The organism is Kaistia defluvii, from assembly GCF_026343955.1.
Lineage (GTDB): Bacteria > Pseudomonadota > Alphaproteobacteria > Rhizobiales > Kaistiaceae > Kaistia > Kaistia defluvii.
Genome location: NZ_JAPKNI010000003.1, coordinates 580,147 through 604,324, shown reverse-complemented (window position 1 = coordinate 604,324; position 24,178 = coordinate 580,147). Strand labels below are relative to the sequence as shown.

Sequence of the window (24,178 nt, the reverse complement as noted above, 5' to 3'; positions counted from 1 at the left end):
TGCCCTGGAAAATTCCATGAAGATCCAAGCGATTGAAACCATCCAGCTGCCGCACCTCAACAACATCCTCTGGGTGCAGGTGCATACCGATGAAGGCATTGTCGGTCTGGGCGAGACGTTCCGCGGCGCCAATGCGGTGGCGGCCTACATTCACAGCGATATCGCGCCGCTGCTGATCGGCCAGAACCCGCTGGAGATCGATCGCATCTCCAGCCTGCTGCTGTCGCCCTATGTCGGCTTTCGCTCGTCGGGCGTCGAGATCCGCGCGGCATCGGCGATCGACGTCGCGCTGTGGGACATTTTCGGCAAGGCGGTGAACCAGCCGATCCACCAGCTGCTCGGCGGGTTGTCGCGGCCATCGATCCGCACCTACAACACCTGCGCCGGCTACACCTACAACAAGAGCGGCGCGCGGCGTTACATCGGCGATGGCGACGACGCGAAGGAAGGGCCCTACGAGGACCAGATGGCCTTCCACAGGGATGCCGGCGCGCTGGCCGAAAGCCTGCTGTCCGAAGGCATCACGGCGATGAAGATCTGGCCTTTCGACCCGTTCGCGGTCGCCAATGGCGGCAATTTCATCCACGCCACCGATCTCGACAAGGCGCTGCTGCCCTTCCGCCAGATCCGCGAGGCGGTCGGCGACAGGATGGAGGTCATGGTCGAGCTGCATTCGATGTGGGATCTGACCTCGGCGCTGGCGATCGCGCGGGGTTTGCGCGAGTTCAACCCGTTCTGGGCCGAAGACCCGATCAAGATGGTCAACCCGCAATCCCTGGCGATCTATGCCCGCCAGTCCGGCATTCCGGTCTGCGCCAGCGAGACGCTGGCGACGCGATCGCAGTTCCTCGACGTGCTCAAGGCCGACGCCACGGACTATGTGATGCTCGACGTGTCATGGTGCGGCGGCCTGTCGGAGGCCAAGAAGATCGGCACCATGGCCGAGACGTTCCAGCGGCCGGTCGCGCCGCATGACTGCACCGGCCCCGTGGTTTTCGCCGCCTCGATCCACCTGTCGCTGAACCTGCCGAATGCGATCTACCAGGAATCCGTGCGCGCCTATTACACCTCGTGGTATCGCGATCTCGTCACGGTGATGCCGCGCATCGAGAACGGCGAAATATATCCCTTCGAGGGCGCCGGCCTCGGGCTGGAATTATCCGACTTCGTGCTCGATCATCCCGAGGTGATCCGTCGGACCACGAGGACATCGTGACGGGCCGGGTCGGCAGCCGCGCCCGGATGAACGGAGCCATGACATGACGCGCACGATCCTGCTCACCGGCGCTTCCGGCACGCTGGGCCGCATGCTGTCCCCGCGCCTGGCGCGCAAGGGCTACGCCCTGCGCCTTTCCGACATCGCGGCCTTTCCCGATCCCTTGCCCGAAGGCTCAACGTTCGTGCCGGCGGATCTGCGGGACGAGGCCGCCGTCCGGGAGCTGGTGCAGGGTACGCACCAGATCATTCATCTGGGCGGCATCAGCGTCGAAAAGCCGTTCCGGCCCGTCCTCGACGCCAACATACTCGGCCTCACCCATCTGTTCGAAGCCGCGCGGCAGGATCGCCAGCGCATCGTCTTTGCCAGCTCCAACCACGCCATCGGCTTTTACGAGCGGGGCGAGACGCTGTCCGTCCGCGACCCGATGCGGCCGGACGGCTATTACGGTCTCTCCAAGGCGTATGGCGAACTGCTCGCCCGCATGATGTTCGACAAGCATGGGCTGGAAAGCGTTCACATGCGCATCGGCACCTGCATTCCGCAGCCGACCGAGGCCCGCCACTTGTCGACCTGGCTGTCGCATGACGATCTCGAGCGCCTGGTGATCGCCGCGTTGGAGGCCGAGAGCCCGGGCCACGCCATCGTGTGGGGCGTCTCGGCCAACCGCCAATCGTGGTGGGGCGAGGATCACGCCGCGCGCATCGGCTATGTCCCGCAGGACGACGCCGAGCGCTTCGCGCCGCTGCCCGAGGCGGGCGATGCCGTGACGCGGCGGTTTCAGGGCGGCAGCTTCACCGCTCAGGATTACACGAAGGGCGACGTAGAGCCATGACCGTCGCGTTGGCAGCCGGCAGCTACGACGCGACGGTGGATCCCGCTCAGGGTGGGGCCATCCTCTCGGCGAACTGGCGCTCCCCCGACGGCCGCAAGGTTGCCGTGCTGGAGCCGATGACGGAGGGGCTGACGCCCTTCAAGGCCGGATGTTTCGCCATGGTCCCGTTTGCCAACCGCATCGCGGATGGCCGCTTCCGTTTCGAAGGACACGACTATGCGGTGCCGGTCAATCACCCCGCCGAGGCGATGGCAATCCATGGTTTCGGGCGAGAGAACCCCTGGCGCGTCACGACGCAGGACCGCGCCACGCTGACGCTCGAACAGGATTTCGAGCGCGCGGACAACCCGTATGGCTATCACGCCCGGCAGGAGATCACTCTTTCCGAGGCGGGGCTTCGTCTGTCGCTCTCCGTGCGCAATGACGGCGCGCGCGCCATGCCGTTCGGCATCGGCTTTCACCCCTGGTTTCCCAAATCGCCCCGCACCACGCTGGCCATTGCCTCGCGCGGCGTGCTGGGACGGGACGCGCGCGGCCTGCCGATCCTGCCGCCGCGGACGGTGCCGGCTTTTGAACCCGCATCCCCGGCTCCCCTCGCGACGCTGCCCTGGTTCGACGGATTCTTGGATGGCTGGGAGCCCCGCCGGGCGCGGCTGCAGCGGCCCGAGGACGATCTGGCCCTGGAGCTGGAAGCCGAGGGCGCCTTCCGCCATATCCATGTCTTCGTCCCGGATGATCGCGCCGTCCTTTGCGCGGAACCGGTGAGCCACGCCCCCGACGCGATCCACCGCCCCGAACTCGGCATTGCCAACGCCATGCACAGGCTTGCGCCCGGCGAGGCGATGGCCGGCACGATGACGATCCGGGCCATGCCCCTCCGCGCGATGCCCTTTTCCACCACGAGGCACAGACGATGACCCGCAAGACCTATGACCAGCTCCGCTCCTCGCGCTGGTTCGCGCCGGACGACCAACGGTCATCGGGGCACCGTTCGCGCACGCTGCAGATGGGCTACGACCCGGCCGATTGGGAAGGAAAGCCGGTCATCGCCATCATCAATACCTGGTCGGACGCGCAGCCCTGCCACGCCCATTTCAAGGATCGCGTGGAGTGGGTGAAGCGCGGCATCCTTCAGGCGGGCGGCTTTCCCATCGAACTGCCCGCCATGTCGCTCTCGGAAAGCTGGGTCAAGCCGACCACCATGCTCTATCGCAACATGCTGGCGATGGAGACGGAGGAGCTGCTGCGCTCGCATCCGATCGACGGCGCGGTACTGATGGGCGGCTGCGACAAGACCACGCCGGCGCTGGTCATGGGCGCGATCTCGGTCGGCCTGCCCTTCGTCTTCCTGCCGGCCGGGCCCATGCTGCGCGGCAATTATGCCGGCAAATATCTCGGCTCCGGCACCGACATGTTCAAATATTGGGACGAGCGGCGCGCCGGCACCATCACCAAGGAAGAATGGATGGGCATGGAGGCGGGCATCGCGCGCTCCTACGGCCACTGCATGACCATGGGCACCGCCAGCACGATGACCGCGATCGCCGAGGCGATGGGCCTGTCGCTGCCGGGTTCGTCGTCGATCCCCGCCGCCGACGCCAATCACCAGCGCATGTCCACCCAATGCGGCCGGCGCGCCGTCGAGATGGTGTGGGAAGACCTGACGCCGGAAAAGATCATCACCCCCGCCGCCGTGGAAAACGCCGTCACGGTGGCCATGGCGACCGGCTGTTCGACCAACGCCATCATCCATCTGATCGCCATGGCGCGGCGGGCCGGCATTCCGCTGGAGCTGGACGACCTCGACCGGATCGGCCGCACGACGCCCGTCCTCGCCAACATCCGTCCCTCCGGCACGCAATATCTGATGGAGGATTTCTTCTATGCCGGCGGCCTGCGCGCGCTGATGAAGCAATTGGGCGACAAGCTCGATGCCTCGGCCATCACGGTGACCGGCCGGCCGCTGGTCGAGGGACTGGAGGACGTGAAGATCTACAATGAGGACGTGATCCGGCCGCTCTCCAACCCGGTCTATCACGAGGGCTCGCTGGCCGTTCTCAAGGGCAATCTCTGTCCCGACGGCGCCGTCATCAAGCCGGCCGCCTGCGACCCGAAATTCCACAAGCATGTCGGTCCGGCGCTGGTCGCCGACAGCTATCCGGAACTGAAGAAGATCATCGACGATCCGGATTATCCGATGACGCCAGACACCGTGCTGGTGCTGCGGAATGCGGGGCCCCAGGGCGGGCCGGGCATGCCGGAATGGGGCATGATCCCGATGCCCAAGGCGCTGCTGAAGCTGGGCCTGCGCGACATGGTGCGCCTCTCGGACGCGCGCATGTCGGGCACTTCGTTCGGCGCCTGCGTCCTGCATGTCGCGCCGGAATCCTATGTCGGCGGCCCGCTCGCTCTTCTGAAGACCGGCGACAGGGTCGAGCTCGACATTCCGGCGCGCCGGCTCGACATGCTGGTCAGCGATGAGGAGCTTGCGACGCGCCGCGCGGCCTGGATCGCGCCGCCGCCCCGCTACGGACGCGGCTATGGCCTGATGTTCTCCAGGCATATCGAGCAGGCCGACAAGGGTTGCGACTTCGACTTCCTACGCACCGAATATGGCCGCCCCGTCGACGAGCCGGTCATCTACTAGCGCCTTGAAGAGATCGTGAGCGACATGAGCACCTACATCCTTTCCGACGAGACGCGGGCGAAGCTGTCGAAGATCTCGACCGCATCCGTCGCCAGCGCTTTGTACAAGCGCGGCCTGCGCAACCAGTTCATCCAGGGCGTCAGCCCGGTCCGCTGGAAGGGCCGTAACATGGTCGGCCAGGCCTTCACGCTGCGCTATATCCCTGCGCGCGAAGACCGCAACCCGATGGAGGTCTTCCGCAACCCCGAGCATCCGCAGCGCGTGGCGATGGAGACCTGTCCGCCCGGCCACGTGCTGGTGATGGACAGTCGCAAGGATCCGCGCGCCGCCTCGGCGGGCTCGATCCTGATCACGCGGCTGGCCAGGCGCGGCTGCGCCGGCGTCGTCACCGATGGCGGATTTCGCGACGCCGAGGGTATCGGCCAGCTCGACATGCCCGCCTACCACCAGCGCCCCAGCGCGCCGACCAATCTGACGCTGCACGAGGCGCTCGACATCAATGTGCCGATCGCCTGCGGCGACGCGGCGGTCTTCCCCGGCGACGTGCTGGTCGGCGATGGCGACGGCGTCATGGTCATTCCCGCCCACCTCGCGGATGAGATCGCCAACGAATGCGCCGGCATGGAGCAGTTCGAGGTGTTCGTGCTCGAACAGGTCGAGGCCGGCGCGCCGATCATCGGCCTCTACCCGCCCACCAGCGAAAAGGCGCAGACCGACTACGCCCGGTGGCGTAAGGAGCGCGGCCTGTGAGGGCGAGCCGGCGGTACTCCGACCGATTCTCACTCGCCTTGGCGGCTCCGCCATTCGGCGACGGATAGGGTCTTGATGTCGAACTGCTCTCTGGTCGATGCATAAGTGTGTCCGCCCATCCGTCCGATCGCATCCATCTTGATCTGATCGATGTGCAGGCTCTGCGGGTCGACGGCATCCTCGCGGACGAAGACGCCCAGCACTTCGCCCAGGATGATCTCGCGGGCCCGGCCGAGTTCCAGCGTCATGTAGCGCCGGCATTCGAGCGCCGCCGGCGCTTCGACGATGCGGGGGCTTTTCACGTTCAGTCCTGGAACTGTCGTCAGCCCCGCTTCGGCGATCTCGTCGACCTCCGGGCCGAACTTGATCGCGCAGATCTCCATCTGCTGGACCAGGGCCTCGTCGACGATGTGGACTGTGAATTCCCCGGTGTCGCGGATGTTGCGCGACGTGTCCTTGAAGCGCATGTCGTCATAGTTCTCGACGCCGATCGCGACGATGGCCGGATCGTGGGTGAGCACGTTGAAGAAGCTGAACGGCCCCGCATTGCGGCGGCCGTCACGGTCGACGGTGCTGACAAAGGCGATCGGGCGGGGAATGACCGTGCCGATCAGCAGCTTGTAGCGCTGGCGCTCGGTCAGTTCGGCAAAGTCGAAATGCACGTGGCCGTGCGAATGAGCATTCATGGCTGGTTCGCCGTCCTGGGAGGCTTGGTTGTCTGTCGCGCGGTGACCGCGGCGGCGTAGCGCGACAGCACGTCGCCAAGGGCTGCCGGCTTTTCGTCGTCGCCACCCAGCAGGGCGCGGCGTTCGACGGCGCCGAGATGGGAATGCATGATCGCCACGGCGCCATCGGCATCCCCCTTCCGCAAGGCGGCGATCAGCGCCGAATGTTCTTCGATCGCGCAATCGGATGAATGCGGCCGGCCGAACACGGCAAGGATCAGCGAGCAGCGCGTGATCAGTTCGCGCAGATATCGCTCCAGCAGGGCGTTGCCGCTCAACTGGGCGAGGCGGAGGTGAAATTCGCCGGCGAGATGGATCGAGACGCGCTCGTCCTGGCGCGCGCGCGCCTCGTCTTCCTGGCGCAGCAGGCTGTCCAGTTCGTCGGCAAAGGATGGTTGCCAGCGCTTCGCGACCAGGCGCACGGCCTCCGCCTCCAGGGCGCGGCGCACCTCGAACACATCGCGCGCCTCGGCCAGCGTCGGCTGCGCCACCGTCGCGGTGCGCTTCGGGTTGGCGTCGACGAGGCCTTCGGCCTCAAGCTTCGCCAGAACGGCGCGCACCAGCGTGCGGCTCATGGCGAACTGCTCGCCGATCACGTCCTCCGGCAGCTTGGTGCCCGGCTTCAGGGCCTGCTCGATGATCGCTTGACGGAGCGCTTCATGGGCCACTTCGATACGCGGGGAGGGACGCGCCATGGGAAGACCTCTTGTCCTCGGATTGTCACCCATGCGTACAAGATATGGCTAAATTAGTATACATAAATTGCTGATTATGGCGCGAAAACAGGCATAATTTCCGCGTCAGTTCGGCGCTTCAACGATCCTGTATGCCGAGGAGAAGATCTCGGAGACCGGCGGATGGCCGACGGTTCGCTCCGGATATTTCGAGATCAGGCCCTCGAACTGGCGCTGCGCTCGGGCGCTGTCGGCGGCGAAATCGACACCGGGAAGCGTGCGATCCGCCATCACCAGGCGGCCGTCGATGAAGACGCTGTGCACGTCGCGGCCGCTCCCCGTCAGCATCAGCGTCTGGATCGGGTCGATGATCTGGCCGAGATCGGGATTGCCGAGGTCGAACACGGTGATGTCGGCCCGGGCACCGGGCGCGAGCCGCCCCAGATCCGGCCGGCCCAGCGCATCGGCGCCGCCCAGCGTCGCGGCGTCGAAATAGTCCTCGGAGCGGATGTTGGCGATCTCGCGGTCGAGCACGCGCGAGATCATCATGCCGACCTGCATGTTGAGGATCATGTCGGGCGGCGCCGTATCGGTCCCGAGCGCCATGCGCAGTCCCATCGCCTTGTGGCTGGCGAAGCTCGCCAGGGCGTCGCCGTGTCGTGCTGCCACTAGCGGGCAATGCACGACCACCGAACCGCGATCGAGGAGGGTTAACAGATCGTTACCAGGCTCGTCCATATTGCGGGACGGGCTGACATAGGTGCCGTGCGGCAGCAGGGTTCGCGGCGTCAGGAAGTCGAGGCTGTCCAGCCACTCGACCGAGGTCTTGCCATGCAGGCGTCGCACCGTGTCGCGCTCGAAGCGACCCTGGTTGCAATGCAGGCGCACGGGAACGCCGAGGTCGCGCCCGGCATGGGCGGTCTGCCGCAGCAGTTCCGCCGTGCAGGTTTCGATGCGGTCGGGCGCCAGCATCGTACGGATGCGGCCGTTCGCCTTGCCCTCGAAATCCCGGCAGAAGCGGATGGCGTCGGCAAGGCCCGCGAGGCCGCGCGGCTCCTCGAAATAGAGGCTGATGGCGCCGTCTTCGCCAACGATGGGATTGCCGGTTCGGTAGGCGGGACCAAGATAGACCCTGAGGCCGAGATCGTCGGCGGCCTTGGCGGCGTCGGCGAATTCCGCATAGGTCTCGCCCCATTGCCGGTAGTAGAGCGAAGCAATCGGCATGGCTGTGGTGATGCCGTTGCGGATCAGCCGCGTGAAGGCGTGGCGCTTCTGGAAGGCGAGTTCCTCTGCGTCGTACATCTCGTACGGCCCGCGATCCATATAGCTCTGCGGCCAGGTCCGACCCTTCTGCCAGTCCGGGTGGTTGTCATAGGAGAAGACGGTGGTGTCGAGATCGGACAGGGCGTCGAGATCGATGAAGCCGGGGCTGATCAGGGCGTTGCCATAGTCGATCCGGCGGGCGACTTCGCCAGGGAAATCATGGCCGACGAAGATCACGGCGCCGTCCTCGAAGACGATTTCGCCATCATGCACCAGCGTGTGCTTGCCATCGTCGTGGCCGACGATCCATTTCGCCGAGAGCAGCGTGCGTCCCGTGGAATCCATTCGTGCCGGTCCTTTCAGGTCGCGGAGACGGCCGCGAGGCCGGCAAGGGGGGAGGTTCGGGCTGTTGTCAGCGGGAAGTGGCAGGCGATCGCCCGGCCGTCATCGTCCTTCGCCATGGGCGGCGACACCTTTCGGCAAACGTCCTGCGCATAGGGGCAGCGGGGATGGAAGGTGCAGCCGGATGGCGGATCGATCGGGCTCGGCACCTCGCCGGCCAGGGGCTGGCGCGCGCGATTGGGCGCCTCGAGGTCGGGAATGGTGTCGATCAGCAGGCGCGTATAGGGGTGCTGCGGATTGCGGAACAGCATCTCGGTCGGCGCCTGCTCGACGATGCGGCCGAGATACATGACCGCGATCTGGTCGGAGGCGTGGCGCACGACGGCGAGGTTGTGGCTGATCAGCAGGTAGGTGAGGCCGAATTCACGCTGCAGGTCCATCATCAGATTGAGGATCTGGGCCTGAACCGAGACGTCGAGCGCCGAGGTCGGCTCGTCGCAGACGAGGAATTCCGGCTCTGTCGCCAAGGCGCGCGCGATCGAGATGCGCTGGCGCTGGCCGCCCGAGAAGGCGTGCGGATATTTCTCGCCATCGCTGCGCGTCAGTCCGACGAGGCCGAGCAGTTCCGTGACGCGGGCCTGAACAGCAGCCGCGCCCCGGCGCAGGCCAAGCTCGCGGATCGGCTCGGCGATGATGTCCTTCACCCGCCAGCGCGGATTGAGGCAGGCATAGGGATCCTGAAAGATCATCTGCGCGCGCATGCGGCCGTCCCGGCCGGCGCCATGCGCGAAATTCAGTTCGCCGCGTGTCGGACTGTGGAGACCGACGGCGAGCCGCGCGATGGTCGACTTGCCGCAGCCGCTCTCGCCCACGATGGCGAAGGTGCTGCCGCGCGGCACGCGGAAGCTGACGCCGTCGACGGCCTTGAGGATGCGCTTCGGCTTGCGCTCGAGCACGCGGGTCAGCCAGGGGGCCGAGACATCGAACCAGCGCGCCAGGTCCTGCACTTCAAGGGCGGATTGGCTAGACATAGGAATGGCTCTCTTCCGCGCGCCAGCAGGCGACCTGGCTATTGCCGAAGGGCATGAGCTCCGGCCGCTCGTCGCATTTCAGAATGCGCTTGGGACAGCGCGGGGCGAAGGCGCAGCCCGAAGGCACGGCGCCCGGCCGGGGCATGGATCCATCGATCTGCACCAGCCGCTCGCGTCGGCGGTTGAGGCTGGGAATCGAGCCGATCAGGCCGGCGGTATAGACATGCCGGGGCGAGCGCAGCACCTCCTCGATCGGGCCGATTTCGACCAGCCGCCCGGCATACATCACCGCGACGCGGTCGGCCGTGTCGGCAATGACGCCCATGTCGTGCGTGACGAGCAGGATGGCGGTGCCGTGCTCGCGGCACATCGTCTTGAGCAGGGCGGTGATCTGCGCCTGGATCGAGACGTCGAGCGCCGTGGTCGGTTCGTCGGCGATGATCAGCTTGGGATCGGCGCAGACCGCCAGTGCGATCACGACGCGCTGGCGCATGCCGCCGGAGAACTGATGCGGATAGTGGTCGATGCGAACCTCGGGGGCGGGGATGCCGACCGCCTTCAGCAGCTCGAGCGCCCGGGCGCGGGCTGCGGCGCGCGACATCGACAGATGCGTGAGGATGGTTTCGGTGATCTGGTCGCCGATGCGCATCAGCGGGTCGAGCGACGTCAGCGGATCCTGGAAGATGGCGGCGATCCGCCTGCCGCGCAGCCTGCGCATCTGGTTGGGCGCCAGATTGTCGATCCGCTTGCCTTCGAAGTTGATCTCGCCTTCCACCACATGGCCGGGCGGGTCGATCAGCCCGATGATGGCGTTGCCCGAGAGCGACTTTCCCGCGCCGGATTCCCCCACCAGCCCCAGAATCTCGCCCGGCGCCATGTCGAAGCTGACGCGGTCGAGCGCGCGTGAACTGCCACGACGGGTGACGAATTCGACGCTCAGTCCGCGCACGGTCAGCAGCGGTGCAACGGGCCTTTCGGCGGAGGCCTGGCGCGCGAGCGGCTGGTTCATCATGCCGCCTCGACCAGGGCTTCGCCATCGCGCGCCACGATGCGGCCGCGCTTCACCACCAGCTTGCGCTCGGGCAGCGTGACGACGGCCTCGGTGAGCGTGCGGCCCTCGACCAGAACGAGGTCGGCGAAGTCGCCGATTTCGAGGCCATAATCGGGAAGGTCCATCACCTTGGCGCCACCAAAGGTGCAGACATCCAGCGCCCGCTCGATCTCGACATCGCGGCTCAGATTGTTGCGGTCGGCCAGGATCTGGGCGCGCTGCAGCATGTCGGCATTGCCATAGGGGTTCCAGAGATCGCGCATGCCGTCCGTGCCCGAGCAGAAGGTGATGCCGGCGTCGAGGCCCCGGATCAGGGGCGGAACCGGGACGCCGGCCGGCCCCGTCGACATCAGCATCACGCCCGCCGCCGCGATATTGTCCAGCAACTGGCCGATACGAAGATAATCATTCATGCCGAGCGCAAAGGCATGGCTCACGGTCACCTTGCCGGCGAGGCCATGGGCGCGGGTACGCTCGAGGATCAAGCCGAAGGTGAACACACCGAGCTCGCCGGGCTCATGCAGGTGGATGTCGATCGGCTTGCCATGCTTGACCGCCAGGTCGAACACGACGTCGAGATGGCCCTTCGGGTCGAAATCGATCGCGCAGGGATCGAGGCCGCCGACGACGTCGGCGCCCTGCCGAAGCGCCTCGTCCATCAGTTCGATCGTGCCCTCGCGGATCATCATGCCCGATTGCGGGAAAGCGACGATCTGCAGGTCCATGACGTCGGCGTAGCGGGCGCGCGTAGCGGCGACGCCTTCGAAGCCGGCGAGGCCATAGGTGGTGTCGATGTCGACATGGCTGCGGATCGCGGTCGTGCCGCGCGCGATCGACATCACCACCTGCCGCGCTGATTGCAGCGCCGGATCGAGGCCGAGCACGCCCTTCATCTCGCGTTCGTTGTCGATCTTGGCGCGGATGCTGGAGGCGACGCGGTTCTCGACCCAGTCCATGCCGAGCAGGGTCTTGTCGAGATGGGTATGGGCTTCGATCAGGCCGGGCAGGAGCAGCGCGCCGCCGCCGTCTTCCTCGGCAGCGCCATTGGCGGGAAGGTTTGGCCCGATGGCGGCGATGCGTCCTTCGGCGATGGCGATATCGGTGGCCGCCTTGCCCAGCGGACGGACGCTGCGGATGACGAGATCGGTCATGGTCTTCCTACTTCAGTTTGGGGTTGAGCGCGTCGCGCAGCCAGTCGCCGAGCAGGTTCACGGCCAGGATGATCAGGGTGAGCTGGAGGGCGGGAAACAGAACGATCCACCAGGTGCCCGAGAAGAAGAACTGGTTGCCGATACGGATCAGCGTGCCCAGCGACGGCTGGGCGCTCGGCATGCCGACACCCAGGAAGGAGAGCGTCGCCTCGGCCAGCACGGCGAGACCCAGATTGAGAGTTGCCGTCACCAGCGCCGCCGTCAGCACGTTCGGCAGGATGTGGTGGAGGATGATCCGCCGGCGCGGTACCTTGATGATCCGGGCGGCCAGCACATATTCCTTGCCCGCCTCGACCATGGTGGCGGCGCGGATCATGCGGGCATAGACGACCCAGCTGGTCAGCGACAGCGCAACGACCAGGATCAGCGGGGCGGCCGCGTCGCGATAATCGACCGGCAGCATTCCGCGGAAGATCGCGCTGATCAGGATGGCGACAAGCAGGGTCGGGATCGACATGACGGCATCGCCGATGCGCATCAGGAAATTGTCGAGCGCGCCGCCGACATAGCCGGCCATCAGTCCGACCAGCACGCCGATGGTCATCGACAGCGCGACGCTGGCGACGCCGATGATGAGGGAGATGCGCGATCCGTAGACGATGGCCGACAGGATGTCGCGACCCTGGAGATCGGTGCCCAGCAGATAGGGCATCTGTCCGCCCTCGATCCAGATCGGCGGCAGGTTGGCCTTGTCGAGATAGAGCTGGGTGATGTCGAACGGGTTCTGCGGCATCAGCCATGCGGCGAAGAGCGAGGTGAAGGCGACGATCGCCAGAAGCGCCGCCGAGAGGATCGCCATCGGGCTGTGGCGGAAGCTCCAGATCAGGTCACTGTCGTAGAAGGCCCAGAGGCGCTGCAGCAGGCTCGGACGGGCGGGGGAAAGTTCAGTGGCCATTGCCGCCTCCACGCACCAACTGATCGACGCGCGGATCGACCACGACATAGATCAAATCGACGATCAGGTTGATGGTGATGAAGATGCAGCAGACGATCATCAGGTAGGCCGCCATGACCGGGATATCGACGTACTGCACCGACTGAACGAACAGGAAGCCCATGCCGGGCCACTGGAAGACGATCTCGGTCACCAGCGTGAAAGCAATCAGGTCGCCGATCAGCATGCCTGTCATCGTCACGACCGGCATCATGCAGTTGCGCAGGCCGTGGCGGAAATAGATCGCGCGCGCCTTGAGGCCGCGGGCCTTGGCGAAGCGGATGAAATCGGTCCGCAGTACCTCCAGCATTTCCGCCGTTACCAGCCGCATAATGAAGGAGATCTGGAACAGGGCGAGCGAGATCGACGGCATGACGAGAGCCGCGCGGCCGCTGGGCGTCAGGAAGCCGGTGGTCCAGAAACCGAGATCGACCACCTTGCCGCGCCCGAAGGCGGGCAGCCACTTGAGCTCGATCGAGAACACCAGGATCAGCAGGATACCGATGACGAAGGCGGGCACCGAAACGCCGATCATCGAGATCAGGTGAAAGACGCGGGCCATGACCGTGCCACCGCGTATGGCGGCGAAGACGCCGAGCGGCAGGCCGATCAGGAGCGCCATGACCGAGGAAACCAGCACCAGCTCGAAGGTGGCGGGAAAGCGCTGGGCGATCACCTCCATCACCGGCATCTGGTTGCGATAGCTCATGCCGAACTCGCCGCGCGCGGCGTTGAAGACGAATTTCGCAAACTGGACCGGGACGGGATCATTCAGCCCGAGCCGCTCGGTGAGCTGATCGCGCTCCTGTTGCGTGGCCTGCGGATTGAGCATCAGCTGAACGGGATCACCCAGGAACTTGAAGATGGTGAAAGCGAGCAGCGATACCGCCAGAATGACGAAGATGGCATTGGCCATGCGCTTGATGATGAGCAGCAGCAACGGCGTGTCTCCAGCGGAGTGAAGGACGTCGGCCCGTCAGGACGGGGCCGGACCGCCGCGCCGGGGCGCGACGGTCCATCGATGCGGGGCGTGAGCCCGAGCCTACTCGGTCATGCGGGTCAGCCAGTGGCGCGGCTTGTTGTCGGAGAGCTGCAGGACGCTCTCGATGTTGGCGCCGGTCGCCCAGGCCATGGGCTGCTGGTGGACGGGGATGAACATCGACAGCTCGTTGGCGCGCAGCAGGGCCTTCGCCTGCATGGCGAGGCGCTCGTCGCGGTCGACCGTGGCGCCGGCCTTGTCGATCAGCGCGTCGATCTCGGCGTCTTTCCATCCGCCCCAGTTGAACACGCCGGCATTGCCGGTCTTCGAATGGACGACCTGAACCAGGATCGAATAGCTGTCGATCATCGGCTCATTGGCCCAGCCCAGCGTACCGACGTCGAACTGGCCGGCGTCGAACTTGGCGTCCTGGATGGTGGTCGGTCCGAGATTGAGGTTCGGACGGAGGCCGATGCGGGCCCACATGGCCGATACGGCCTGGCAGATCTGCTCCTCGTTGACGAACTCGGTGTTTCGGCAGAGGAAGGAGAAGGAGAAGCCATCGGGATAGCCGGCTTCGGCCAGCAGCTTCTTGGCGAGTTCGGGATCGTAGCTGAGCCGCTTGTCGAGCTCGGGGACATAGCCGGGGATCGCCGGGGAGACGAGCGAACCGGTGGTGCGGGAGAGACCGGCCATCACGACCTTCTGGATCGCGTCGGCATCGATCGCGTGATAGAGCGCCTGGCGAACCTTGATGTCCTGCAGCGGGTTCTTGTCCGTCACGTCGGATTCGAACGCCTTGGGCGTCTGGTTCATCACGAAGAAGATGGTCCGCAGCTCGCTGTTCGACAGAACCTTGAGGTCGGACGAGGCTTCCAGCCGCGGGATATCCTGCAGCGGCGCCTGGTTGGTGAAGTCGATTTCGCCCGAGATCAGCGCCGCGACGCGCGTCGCGGCCGAGGTGATCGGGGTCATGACGATCCGGTCGACATTGTGCTTGCGCTTGTCCCACCAGTCCGGATTGACCTCGAATACGGTCTCCGCGTCCGGCTTGCGGGAGATGAACTTGAACGGGCCGGTGCCGTTGGCATGGCTGGTGGCATAGCCTTCGACGCCCTTGGCGACGTCGGTCGGCGCCTCGGCCTTGTTGGCGACGAGCCAGCCCTGGTCGAAGATGTGGATGTTGGTCAGGTCGTTGAGAAGCAGCGGATAGTTCTCGGTGACGACGATATCGACCGTGTAGTCATCGACCTTGTTCGACGAGACATAGGACGGCACGTTGCCGCGCAGCGGAGAGGTCGGGTCGCTGACGCGCTTCAGCGAAGCCAGCACGTCGTCGGCGGTGAAATCGGCGCCGTCATGGTACTTCACGCCCTTGCGCAGGTGGAAGCGCCAGGTCGTGGGGTTGACGACTTCCCAGCTCTCGGCCAGCGCCGGCTCGATCTTCAGCTTGTCGTCGTAGCGGACCAGCCCCTCATAGACGTGGTTCAGCACCGACAGGGTGAAGGTGTCGCCGAACGAGTAGGGATCCATCGAGACGATGTCGCGCTGCGGCGCCCATCGTAGCGTGCCCGCGTTGGCCGGGGCGACGAGCCCGCCCGCCAGTACCGCCGCCAGCGCGGCCGATCTCCAAGCAACCATTTCCGTCTCCTGATCTGAAAGGAAGTGAGTCTGTTTTTATTGGCCCCGCATGGGGCTGAAACGGTCCGGTGTGGTTCCCACCAGCCTTCGCCAGCAACGCTATCGTGCACAATTTATCTGTCAACCGGGTACTGAAAATAAAACGAGCGCGTACAAAAAATGGTCAAAATGTATACAAAACTACCGTCCGATCCGCGTGGCGTGTCCGCCGCGGGGATCGGCCCAAAGGCCTGAGGCTCGATCTGAGGCCGGGGCTTCTGGCACCGATTGAGCGCTTGACAGTCCGACGGAATAACTCGTAACAGACTGTAAAGAAAGTTACCAGACGGTAGTTTGATGGAAATCGAAACTCTATCCGGCAGTCCCAGGCTGCTGCGGAATCTCAATGAACGCGCGGTCTTGAAGCGGCTTCTCTCCGAAGGGCCGCTGACGCGTATGGAGCTCGAAGCCTTCACCGGCCTTTCCAAGCCGGCGATGTCGGACCTGCTGCGCCGGCTGGAGGCCGCCAGCCTGATCCGCCGCGACGGCGAGAAGGCCGGCAGTTTCGGACCGAAGGCCGGCCTCTGGTGTATCGAGCCGGCGTCGACCTTTGTCGGTGGGATCGACGTTTCAGTGCATGGAATCCGGGCTGCCGTCGCAGACGTCACGGGCCGCACGATCGCGGTTTCGAGCCGGCACTGCGAACCCGGCGAGCGTTATGACGCGCAGGAGCGCCTGGTTGTCGTGATCGAGGACGTCGCCCGCCAGGCCGGCATCTCGCCGCTCAAAATCGACCAGCTGGTGGTGGGGCTGCCCGGTATTGTCGACACGGAAAGCGGCAATCTGCGCAAGGGCCAGCAACTGCCCAACTGGCAGGGCTTCCATATTCCCGAGGCGCTGGAAAGCGTGGTCGGCCATCGCCGCGTGATCATCGAGAACGACGTCAATCTCGTCGCGCTCGAGGAGATGTCAGCCGGTTCCGCGCAGGGTGTGCAATCCTTCATCCTGTTCTGGATCGGCGACGGTGTCGGCGCGGGCGCCGTGGTCGGCGGCAAACTTCTGCGCGGCTATACCGGCATGGCGGGCGAACTGGGGGGCACCATGGTGCCCGACCGGATGGCCGCTCCCGGCGAAATGGTGCGGATGGCGTTGCTGGAGGACCTGCTCGGTCCCGCCTCCATCGAGCGCCTGATCGACGAGCATGGGCTCGAAGGCGACGGCAGCGTCGACGCCGTCGCCAGGGCTGCGACGGGCGGCGGCCATGCCGCCTTCTTTGCCGACCTCTCCTACCGCGTTGCAGCCGGACTTACCGGAGCTATCGGGATCCTCGATCCCGAAATGGTGGTGCTGGGCGGCGCGATCGGCCATGCCGCCGGCCGCCGCCTGTCTCGCGGCGTGACCAGCATCCTGACGACATTGCCGATCGCCTTGCCACAGATCGTCCCTTCGGCCGTTGGCGTCGATGCGGTCCGGGCCGGAGCCGTCGAACTGGCGCTCGACCACGCACGGGAAAGGCTCTTTGCCGGCGGCAGCGCCGCGCGCGGCCAGCCCTGAGTTTCATCCCCCAGTCCTATCCATGCTGGCGCTCGCAGCGCCGCCTCTCTTGCGAGGAATTCCGCTGAAATGCCCTATCCGCTCAAGGTAATCGTGATCAAGGCGCACCCGGATGAGGCCGAGCTCTATGCGGGTGGAACATGTGCGCGCCTGGCCGACAAAGGGGCCGGGGTCAAGTTCCTGTCCCTGACCAATGGCGATGCCGGTCATTATGAAATGGCGCGCAAACCGTTGAAGCGTCGGCGTTCTCGCGAGGCCTATGCCGCGGCCCGTCATCTCGGCGTGCTGGACTACGAGATCCTCGACATCCACGACGGCGAGTTGATGTCCGATCTGGAGATCCGGAAGGCCATCATCGCCTCCGTCCGGCGTTGGCAGGCCGATCTCGTGATCACGTTTCATGACGAGCAGCCGGGCCACATCGACAATCGAATGGCGGGTCGTGCGGTCCGCGACGCATCCGGCTTCTTCACCAACGGCAACGTCGTGCCGGCCTACCCGCCGCTGGCGGCGGAGCCTGTCTGTCTGAAAATGACGGACTACGGCGCGCTCGCGACCCACCGGCATGAGGTCGTGGTTGATGTGGATGCCAGCATCGAGCGCAAGCTCAGGGCATGCGGCGAGCATGCCACGCAGTTCTTCGAGTTTGCCCCCTTCGAGCGCGGCTTTCTCGATCGCGTTCCGGCCAGCGAAGACTGGGCGATCCGTCGGCAGTTCATCCTGACTCACTGGCACGAGTTCATGTCGGCTGAACCGATGCGGGAGGCGATGCTTGCCAAATATGGCCAGGAGCGGGGCGCGGCGATCGCTTATGCGGAGAGCTTCCAGCTCGCAGACTACGGGCGCGAGACCAGCCTGGCTCAGGTCCATGACATGCTGGGCCTCTGAATGTCGTGAGGATGCATCCTCTGGCGGCGTGTGAATCGCCCGCCAGGGCTTTGCGCGCGAGCGCTCATCCAGCGGGATCGCCGTGGCGCTGCGGCCGTCCGCTGCGCACCCTCTTACGGTTGACAAGGCAAATTTCGTCAGCCAATGTGAGAACGTTCTCAGAGAACGTTCTCACTGACGATATGGACCTTGGGAGGGGCGCATGGTCAGAGACGGGCAAGCTGCGCTCGCGGTCCGCGCTGTTTCCAAATCCTATGGCGCCACCGTCGCGCTCGAAGGTGTGGACCTCGTTTTGCAGCCGGGCGAAGTGCATGCTCTGCTTGGCGAAAACGGCGCCGGCAAATCCACGCTCGTGAAGATCCTGAGTGGCGTCGTGCGCCCCGATGGCGGCGCGATGACGCTGGCCGGCAGCGCCTTTCAGCCGCGCACCATTCTCGATTCCAGGAGCCACGGCGTCGCCACGGCCTTTCAGGAACTGAGCCTGCTGCCGAACCTGACGGTGGCTGAAAACCTGATGATGCCGCGCATGCCGCGGGGCAGGACCGGCCTCGCTTCCGCTTCGGCGGCCCGCCTGGCGGCTTCCGAAATTCTGCGGCGCTACGATCTCGCGCGCATCGACGCCGACGAGACGGTCTCCGCGCTTTCGCTTGCCGATCGTCAGCGGCTCGAGATCGTCCGCGCCATGGAACATGCGACCAGGGTTCTGGTGCTCGACGAGCCGACGGCCGCCCTTTCCGAGGTCGAATGGCTGTTCGGCCTGATCCGCCAGATAACCGCCCGCGGCGTGGCCGTCCTCTATATCTCGCACCGGCTTGCCGAGGTCCGTGCGCTCTGCAGCCGCGCGACCGTCCTGCGGAACGGCCGAAGCATCGCGACGGTCGATCTGGCCGGTGCTTCCGATGCCGACATTTTCGAGATGATGGTGGGACGCGCAGTCCGCAACGAGAAGGCGCCGCGTCCGTTGCGCGATTCCGCCGCGCCGGCGTCCCTTGCCGTCGCCGGCCTTGCTGGCGGGCAGTTGAAGGAGGTCAGCTTCACGCTTCGCCAGGGCGAAGTGCTGGCCGTAGCGGCGCTGGAAGGGCAGGGTCAACGCGACCTGTTCCGCATCCTCGCCGGTCTCGCCAGGCCGGCGGCCGGAAGCATCCACATCGACGGCAAACCGACCGTGCTGCGCAATCCGCAGGGCGCGTTGAAGGCCGGCCGAGGCATCGCCTATGTCCCGGAAGAGCGCAAGACCGAGGGGATTCTGTCCAGCCTCACGGCGGCGGGAAACATCACCTTGCCGGTGGCCGGCCGCATTTCGCGCGGCGGCCTCGTCTGGAGCGGACTCGAGGCGAAGGCGGCCGCTTCGGTCGCCGGGAGCGTCGATCTCGCGGCCCGCTACCTGTCCTTTCCGATCGCCGATCTTTCCGGGGGCAACCAGCAGAAGGCCCTGTTGGCGAGGACCCTGCTGACCGGCGCGCAGACGCTGCTGCTGTTCGATCCGACGCGCGGCGTCGATGTCGGCACGAAGCAGTCGATCTATGCCGCCATCCGCCGCTTCGCCGATGCCGGCGGCTCGGTGCTGTTCTATTCATCCGAGCTGCCCGAGGTCACCGATCTCGCCGATCGCTGCATGGTCCTCTATGGCGGCCGGATTTTCGCGGAGTTCCACGGCGAGGATCTTGAGGAGCAGCGCCTGGTCGGTGCGCTGGTGGGTCATGCCGCCGTGCCGAAGGGTATGCCGCGCAAGGCGGGTTTGGAGACGGGTTCATGAGTGCCAGCGCGGTGCAGCCGCTCGAGCGGAATGGCGGCGGACGCAAGTCCAACTGGGTCAGGGCGCTCACCAGCGGGGCGGCCATCGTCACGCTGCTCTATGTCGTCCTCTACGCCCTTTACGCCCTGTGGGAGCCGCGGGCGCTTTCGTCCTACACCTTCACCAATCTGATCAACAACGCCGCGCCGCTGGCGATCGCCGCCGCCGGCGAGACCCTGGTGGTTCTGAGCCGCGGCTTCGACCTGTCGGTCGCCGGCGTCGTGTCCCTGACCAATGTGTTCATGGCCGTCTGGCCGATGGAAGGACCCGGCGGGGCCTTGATCAGCCTGCTCGGCTGCTGCGCCATCGGCGCGGTCGTGGGGACGGTCAATGGCTGGCTGGTCGCCGTGCTGCGCCTGCAGACCATCGCGGCGACGCTCGGAACGATGATCGTCTGCCAAGGATTGGCCCTGGTCATTCTCGACGCGCCGGGCGGGATGGTTGCCGACTGGGTTTCCTATGAACTGACGGGAACGCTGTTCGGCGTCGTGCCGATCGCCGGCCTGATCATTGCCGCCGTCGCGCTGCTCTGGCTCGTCTTCCTGCGCACCAATACCGGCATCGGCATCTACGCCGTCGGCGCGGATGAGCAGGCGGCCATGCTGTCCGGCGTGTCGGTGACGCGCGTGCGCTTCGCCGCCTTCGTCGGCGCGGGCATGCTCTATGGCGTCGCCGGTTTCATGCTCAGCGCGCAGACGGCAACCGGCAATCCGAATGCCGGCGCGCCCTTCCTGATGCTGGTTTTCGCGGCCGTGGCGCTGGGCGGCACCTCGCTCTCCGGCGGCAGGGGCGGGCTGATCGGTTCGATCGTCGGCGCCGGCTGCCTGATGCTGCTGCAGAAGGTGCTGTTCTCCGGCGGCGTCTCGTCCTTCTACACCGGCATCTTCCAGGGCTTCGTCCTGATCCTCGCCATCCTGTTCGGCCGCTTCATGCCGCGCCTGTTCAACGCCGGAGCGAAGAAATGAGCGTATCGGAACCCAAGGGCGCCGCCTTCCAGGCTTCGGCGGATCTGCGTCGCGGCGGCGGCATTTCGAGAGAGACTACCAACGCCATCATCGTCTTCGGATTGAGCATCCTGCTCATCCTCGGCTCGCGCTTCGTCAGCCCCGCACTCGGTTCCTGGAGCCAGGTCCTGACCGTGCTGATGCTCGCCTCGTTCCTGATCGTGCTGTCGTTCGGACAGGGGCTCGTGATCCTGGTCGGCGGCCTCGATCTCTCCATTCCAGCGGTGATCACGCTGGGCGGCGTGCTCGCCACGGGCTGGGCGGGCGGTGGCGGAGACTGGTACGTGCTGCCGGCGATCCTGGCGATCTGCGGCCTTGTCGGCGCCTTCAACGGCTTTGGCGTCACCGTGCTCAAGATCCCGCCCTTCATCATGACGATGGCGACGTCGATCATTCTGGCGTCCGCCGCGCTCGGCTACACCAGCGGTACGCCGCGTGGCGCCTCGCCGGCCGCGATGACCGCGCTGATGAAGACGACCTGGGTCGGGATTCCGGTCGTGGTCTATTTCGTCCTCCTGTTCGTCCTCGCCGGCTGGCTGCTGCAGAGCCGGACCGTGTTCGGCCGCAAGCTCTATGCCATCGGCGCCAATGACCAGGCCGCGCGGGTGGCGGGTGTCGCCATCGGTCCCGTCACGACCCAGGCCTATGTCGTCAGCGCCATCTGCGCCGGTTTCGTCGGCATGATGCTGGTCGGCTATGCCAATGGCGCGACGCTGCGGATGGGCGACAATTATCTGCTCCCCAGCATCGCGGCCGTGGTGATCGGCGGCTCTTCGATCCTCGGCGGGCGCGGCAGTTTCATCGGCACCGTCGGCGGCGCGGTGCTGCTGACGACGCTGGGCACGGTGATCGCGGCGATCGGCCTGGAGCAAGGCTGGCGGACCGTGATCGAGGGCGGGATCATCGTCGCCGCCCTGTTCTTCATGCGCGAGGAGTTCTTCGCCAGGCTGCGACGGCCGAAGCGAAGCTGACGGGAGGCGGCGAGGACGTGCGTTTTTTTGACAGGCGGTGAGAACGTTCTCACCAGACGCACGACGTCGATTCAAAGTTAGGGAAGAGGAGAGGAAACATGATGAATTGGAAGCGGATCCGCAGGGCCACCATGCTCTGCACGACGGCAGCGGTGGCGCTGGCCGGTCTCGTCGGTTCGGCGCATGCCGAGGACAAGAAGTTCAAGATCTATCTGAGCCTCAGCTATAGCGGCAATGCGTGGCAGTCCGAGGCGGCGAACATCGTCAAGGCGCTGGCCGCCACCCCGCCCTATGACAAGCAGGTCGAACTGATCGAGGTCATCTCGGGCACCGACCCGCAGGCCCAGATCTCCGCCTATGAGAGCATGATCGAGGCCGGCGCCGATGGCATCGTGACCTTCCCCATCTCCTCGACGGCGCTCAACCGCGTCATCAAGCGCGGTTGCGAGCAGGGCGTGAAGTTCTTCACCTATGACGCAACGGTCACGGAGCCCTGCGCCTACAATGTCAGCTACATCACGGCAGGGTTCGGCGAGAATTCGGCCCAGGCGCTGGTCAACGAGCTCGGCGGCAAGGGCAAGATCTTCCTGAGCCGCGGCGTGCCGGGCAACTCGGTCGACAAGCGCCATACCGACGGCGCGATGCATATCTTCAAGCAGTATCCGGGCATCGAGATCGCGGCCGAATACTATTCCTACTGGGACGACCGCACGACCCAGCAGGAGACAGCCAAGGCGCTCGCCGCCCATCCCGATGTCGATGGCATCTGGGCACAGGCCGGCGAGTACGGCGCGATCCAGGCCTTGCAGGACGCGGGCACCAAGCTCGTGCCGATGACCGGCGAGAACTCGAACGGCTTCCGCCTGGCCCTCGCCAATCCGGACATGCAGGCCAAGGGCCTGAAGGGCGTCTCGGCCGGTTCGCCGCCGGCGCAGTCGGGCTATGCCTTCAAGCTGTTGATGGAAATCCTCACCGGCAAGCGGGAGCTCGAGGCGACGAACATCGAATATCCGCTGCCGTGGGTGCCGGCCGCTTCGGTCAAGCTCTGCGAAGGCGAAACGTTCGAGAACGGCTGCAACGCCTTCCCGGATGGCAAGGTGCCGTCGTCCTTCGTGACCGAAGTGTTCAATCCGGAACTGCTGCCCGAATTGTCGCTGCTCTCGGCGCTCGAAGGCAAGCCGACGCCGGGCGCCACGATCCAGCCGCTGCCGGCCGAGATCGTCAAGGCGCCGAACGAGCCCGGCATCAACTGCCAGAACTGCGAGCCGCCGGCGGATCTCTACAAGCTGACCAAGATCCAGCCGACCGTAAGTCCCTGATGCAACCGGTGGACGGCTTCGGCCGTCCACCATCCCTTTGACGAGACGAGGAACGAGAATGGCCAAGTATCTGAAGCGCGGTCAGGATCAGAGCACGGTCGCGGACAATGACGCCAAGGTCCGCGCAACGGTGGAAGGCATCCTGGCCGATATCGGCAAGCGCGGCGACGCGGCGGTCCGCGAGCTTTCGGAGCGCTTCGACTCCTGGTCGCCGGAGGCCTTCCGGTTGAGCGACGCCGATATCGAGGCGGCGCTGTCCAAGGTCTCGAAGCAGGATCTCGACGACATTCGCTTCGCCCAGGCGCAGGTCCGCAATTTCGCCGAGAAGCAGCGCGCCTGCATTCTCGATCTGGAGGTCGAGACGCTCCCCGGCGTCGTGCTCGGCCACAAGAACATTCCGGTCAATGCCGTCGGCTGCTACGTCCCGGGCGGCCAGTATCCGATGGTCGCCTCCGCCCATATGAGCGTGGTGACGGCCAAGGTGGCTGGCGTGAAGCGCATCGTCGCCTGCGCGCCGCCGTTCAAGGGCGGGCCGCATCCGGCGATCGTCGCGGCGATGCATCTCGCCGGCGCCGACGAGATCTATGTGCTCGGCGGCGTCCAGGCCGTTGGCGCCATGGCGCTCGGCACCGAGACGATCGCGCCGGTCGACATGATCGTCGGTCCTGGCAACGCCTTCGTCGCCGAAGCCAAGCGTCAGCTCTATGGCCGCATCGGCATCGACCTGTTCGCCGGCCCGACGGAAACGCTGGTGATCGCCGACGACAGCGTCGATGGCGAGATCTGTGCCACCGACCTGCTCGGCCAGGCCGAGCACGGCAAGAATTCGCCGGCGGTTCTCCTGACCAATTCGGAGAAACTCGCCCGCGATACGATGGCCGAGATCGAGCGCCAGCTGCAGACGCTGCCGACGGCGGCGCTGGCCGGCCAGTCATGGGCCGACTATGGCGAGGTCATCGTCTGCGACAGCTATGAGGAGATGGTGGCGGAAGCCGACCGGATCGCCTCGGAACATGTCCAGGTCATGACCCGCGACCCCGACTACTTCCTGGCCAACATGACCAATTTCGGCGCGCTGTTCCTGGGCCCGCGCACCAATGTCGCCTTTGGCGACAAGGTGATCGGAACCAATCACACCCTGCCGACCAAAAAGGCCGCCCGCTATACCGGCGGGCTGTGGGTCGGCAAGTTCCTCAAGACCTGCACCTACCAGAAGGTCCTGACGGACGAGGCCAGCGCGCTGGTCGGTGAAGTTTGTTCCCGCCTCTGCATGCTGGAAGGATTCCACGGTCACGCCGAACAGGCGAACATCCGCGTCCGTCGATTCGGGGGGCGCAACGCCGCCTGATCAGCATGGACCTCGGAGGAT

General features: G+C 65.7%; 21 protein-coding genes. 12 read left to right on the top strand and 9 right to left on the bottom strand.

The genetic code is table 11. From position 1 onward, the window contains the following. Window positions 1-16: 16 nt before the first annotated feature. From OSH10_RS10885 to OSH10_RS10865, 5 genes are read left to right on the top strand one after another with little or no spacing between them, the layout of a single operon-like run. Entirely contained in the window at window positions 17-1,216 is a 1,200-nt protein-coding gene (locus OSH10_RS10885; protein WP_266331734.1) for a mandelate racemase/muconate lactonizing enzyme family protein, read from the top strand. 43 nt (window positions 1,217-1,259) lie between these two features. Next, on the top strand, window positions 1,260-2,051 hold the full coding sequence (locus OSH10_RS10880; RefSeq protein ID WP_266331733.1) for an NAD-dependent epimerase/dehydratase family protein: 792 nt from the start codon (window positions 1,260-1,262) through the stop codon (window positions 2,049-2,051). Then, complete coding sequence (locus tag OSH10_RS10875; RefSeq protein WP_266331732.1) at window positions 2,048-2,968, top strand: aldose 1-epimerase; 921 nt, start codon at window positions 2,048-2,050, stop codon at window positions 2,966-2,968. Before OSH10_RS10880 ends, OSH10_RS10875 begins: the two co-directional genes overlap by 4 nt. Next, a complete protein-coding gene (gene araD / locus OSH10_RS10870; RefSeq protein WP_266331731.1) occupies window positions 2,965-4,698 on the top strand; it encodes an L-arabinonate dehydratase in 1,734 nt (577 codons plus the stop codon). The genes OSH10_RS10875 and araD overlap by 4 nt, the downstream gene beginning before the upstream one ends. 24 nt (window positions 4,699-4,722) lie before the next feature. Continuing rightward, the gene (locus tag OSH10_RS10865; protein ID WP_266331730.1) at window positions 4,723-5,448 is read left to right on the top strand and encodes a ribonuclease activity regulator RraA; all 726 of its coding nucleotides are present in this window, start codon (window positions 4,723-4,725) and stop codon (window positions 5,446-5,448) included. A gap of 29 nt (window positions 5,449-5,477) precedes the next feature. Here OSH10_RS10865 and OSH10_RS10860 read toward each other — a convergent pair whose 3' ends face one another. The 9 genes from OSH10_RS10860 to OSH10_RS10820 form a co-directional block, all read right to left on the bottom strand. Beyond that, window positions 5,478-6,134: a flavin reductase family protein gene (locus OSH10_RS10860; protein ID WP_266331728.1), complete on the bottom strand. Its 657-nt coding sequence runs from the start codon at window positions 6,132-6,134 to the stop codon at window positions 5,478-5,480. Then, complete coding sequence (locus OSH10_RS10855; RefSeq protein ID WP_266331727.1) at window positions 6,131-6,868, bottom strand: GntR family transcriptional regulator; 738 nt, start codon at window positions 6,866-6,868, stop codon at window positions 6,131-6,133. The genes OSH10_RS10860 and OSH10_RS10855 overlap by 4 nt, the downstream gene beginning before the upstream one ends. 105 nt (window positions 6,869-6,973) lie before the next feature. After that, entirely contained in the window at window positions 6,974-8,455 is a 1,482-nt protein-coding gene (locus OSH10_RS10850; protein WP_266331726.1) for an amidohydrolase family protein, read from the bottom strand. A gap of 14 nt (window positions 8,456-8,469) precedes the next feature. Next, on the bottom strand, window positions 8,470-9,483 hold the full coding sequence (locus tag OSH10_RS10845; RefSeq protein ID WP_266331725.1) for an ABC transporter ATP-binding protein: 1,014 nt from the start codon (window positions 9,481-9,483) through the stop codon (window positions 8,470-8,472). Further along, window positions 9,476-10,492 carry an ABC transporter ATP-binding protein gene (locus OSH10_RS10840; protein ID WP_266331724.1) on the bottom strand — a complete coding sequence of 339 codons (1,017 nt, stop codon included), beginning with the start codon at window positions 10,490-10,492 and terminating at the stop codon, window positions 9,476-9,478. Before OSH10_RS10840 ends, OSH10_RS10845 begins: the two co-directional genes overlap by 8 nt. After that, window positions 10,492-11,685, bottom strand: coding sequence for an amidohydrolase family protein (locus OSH10_RS10835; RefSeq protein WP_266331723.1), 1,194 nt, complete (start codon window positions 11,683-11,685; stop codon window positions 10,492-10,494). The genes OSH10_RS10840 and OSH10_RS10835 overlap by 1 nt, the downstream gene beginning before the upstream one ends. 7 nt (window positions 11,686-11,692) lie before the next feature. Continuing rightward, a complete protein-coding gene (locus OSH10_RS10830) occupies window positions 11,693-12,640 on the bottom strand; it encodes an ABC transporter permease (RefSeq protein WP_266331722.1) in 948 nt (315 codons plus the stop codon). After that, the gene (locus tag OSH10_RS10825; RefSeq protein WP_266331721.1) at window positions 12,630-13,619 is read right to left on the bottom strand and encodes an ABC transporter permease; all 990 of its coding nucleotides are present in this window, start codon (window positions 13,617-13,619) and stop codon (window positions 12,630-12,632) included. Before OSH10_RS10825 ends, OSH10_RS10830 begins: the two co-directional genes overlap by 11 nt. A 102-nt stretch (window positions 13,620-13,721) precedes the next feature. Beyond that, entirely contained in the window at window positions 13,722-15,299 is a 1,578-nt protein-coding gene (locus OSH10_RS10820) for an ABC transporter substrate-binding protein (RefSeq protein ID WP_266331719.1), read from the bottom strand. 399 nt (window positions 15,300-15,698) lie between these two features. On the opposite strand from OSH10_RS10820, the gene OSH10_RS10815 reads away from it, so the two are divergent. From OSH10_RS10815 to hisD, 7 genes are all read left to right on the top strand, one after another. Continuing rightward, window positions 15,699-16,832, top strand: coding sequence for an ROK family protein (locus OSH10_RS10815; RefSeq protein ID WP_323181578.1), 1,134 nt, complete (start codon window positions 15,699-15,701; stop codon window positions 16,830-16,832). A 69-nt stretch (window positions 16,833-16,901) separates the two neighbouring features. Further along, entirely contained in the window at window positions 16,902-17,720 is an 819-nt protein-coding gene (locus tag OSH10_RS10810) for a PIG-L deacetylase family protein (RefSeq protein ID WP_266331717.1), read from the top strand. Window positions 17,721-17,922: 202 nt separating this feature from the next. Continuing rightward, entirely contained in the window at window positions 17,923-19,476 is a 1,554-nt protein-coding gene (locus OSH10_RS10805) for a sugar ABC transporter ATP-binding protein (RefSeq protein WP_266331716.1), read from the top strand. Further along, window positions 19,473-20,480, top strand: coding sequence for an ABC transporter permease (locus OSH10_RS10800; protein WP_266331715.1), 1,008 nt, complete (start codon window positions 19,473-19,475; stop codon window positions 20,478-20,480). Before OSH10_RS10805 ends, OSH10_RS10800 begins: the two co-directional genes overlap by 4 nt. Beyond that, window positions 20,477-21,490, top strand: a complete 1,014-nt coding sequence (locus OSH10_RS10795) for an ABC transporter permease (protein WP_266331714.1) — start codon at window positions 20,477-20,479, stop codon at window positions 21,488-21,490. The genes OSH10_RS10800 and OSH10_RS10795 overlap by 4 nt, the downstream gene beginning before the upstream one ends. Window positions 21,491-21,588: 98 nt before the next feature. Continuing rightward, on the top strand, window positions 21,589-22,809 hold the full coding sequence (locus OSH10_RS10790) for a sugar ABC transporter substrate-binding protein (RefSeq protein ID WP_266331712.1): 1,221 nt from the start codon (window positions 21,589-21,591) through the stop codon (window positions 22,807-22,809). A 58-nt stretch (window positions 22,810-22,867) separates the two neighbouring features. Next, on the top strand, window positions 22,868-24,157 hold the full coding sequence (hisD, locus tag OSH10_RS10785; protein WP_266331711.1) for a histidinol dehydrogenase: 1,290 nt from the start codon (window positions 22,868-22,870) through the stop codon (window positions 24,155-24,157). Window positions 24,158-24,178 lie beyond the last annotated feature (21 nt).

Coding starts and splice junctions, on each gene's coding strand:
- OSH10_RS10830 (WP_266331722.1), bottom strand. CDS start 12,640: ATGGCCACTGAACTTTCCCCCGCCCGTCCGAGCCTGCTGCAGCGCCTC.
- OSH10_RS10885 (WP_266331734.1), top strand. CDS start 17: ATGAAGATCCAAGCGATTGAAACCATCCAGCTGCCGCACCTCAACAAC.
- OSH10_RS10810 (WP_266331717.1), top strand. CDS start 16,902: ATGCCCTATCCGCTCAAGGTAATCGTGATCAAGGCGCACCCGGATGAG.
- OSH10_RS10800 (WP_266331715.1), top strand. CDS start 19,473: ATGAGTGCCAGCGCGGTGCAGCCGCTCGAGCGGAATGGCGGCGGACGC.
- OSH10_RS10835 (WP_266331723.1), bottom strand. CDS start 11,685: ATGACCGATCTCGTCATCCGCAGCGTCCGTCCGCTGGGCAAGGCGGCC.
- OSH10_RS10840 (WP_266331724.1), bottom strand. CDS start 10,492: ATGAACCAGCCGCTCGCGCGCCAGGCCTCCGCCGAAAGGCCCGTTGCA.
- OSH10_RS10795 (WP_266331714.1), top strand. CDS start 20,477: ATGAGCGTATCGGAACCCAAGGGCGCCGCCTTCCAGGCTTCGGCGGAT.
- OSH10_RS10855 (WP_266331727.1), bottom strand. CDS start 6,868: ATGGCGCGTCCCTCCCCGCGTATCGAAGTGGCCCATGAAGCGCTCCGT.
- OSH10_RS10850 (WP_266331726.1), bottom strand. CDS start 8,455: ATGGATTCCACGGGACGCACGCTGCTCTCGGCGAAATGGATCGTCGGC.
- OSH10_RS10790 (WP_266331712.1), top strand. CDS start 21,589: ATGATGAATTGGAAGCGGATCCGCAGGGCCACCATGCTCTGCACGACG.
- OSH10_RS10860 (WP_266331728.1), bottom strand. CDS start 6,134: ATGAATGCTCATTCGCACGGCCACGTGCATTTCGACTTTGCCGAACTG.
- OSH10_RS10880 (WP_266331733.1), top strand. CDS start 1,260: ATGACGCGCACGATCCTGCTCACCGGCGCTTCCGGCACGCTGGGCCGC.
- OSH10_RS10845 (WP_266331725.1), bottom strand. CDS start 9,483: ATGTCTAGCCAATCCGCCCTTGAAGTGCAGGACCTGGCGCGCTGGTTC.
- OSH10_RS10805 (WP_266331716.1), top strand. CDS start 17,923: ATGGTCAGAGACGGGCAAGCTGCGCTCGCGGTCCGCGCTGTTTCCAAA.
- OSH10_RS10875 (WP_266331732.1), top strand. CDS start 2,048: ATGACCGTCGCGTTGGCAGCCGGCAGCTACGACGCGACGGTGGATCCC.
- araD (WP_266331731.1), top strand. CDS start 2,965: ATGACCCGCAAGACCTATGACCAGCTCCGCTCCTCGCGCTGGTTCGCG.
- hisD (WP_266331711.1), top strand. CDS start 22,868: ATGGCCAAGTATCTGAAGCGCGGTCAGGATCAGAGCACGGTCGCGGAC.
- OSH10_RS10865 (WP_266331730.1), top strand. CDS start 4,723: ATGAGCACCTACATCCTTTCCGACGAGACGCGGGCGAAGCTGTCGAAG.
- OSH10_RS10820 (WP_266331719.1), bottom strand. CDS start 15,299: ATGGTTGCTTGGAGATCGGCCGCGCTGGCGGCGGTACTGGCGGGCGGG.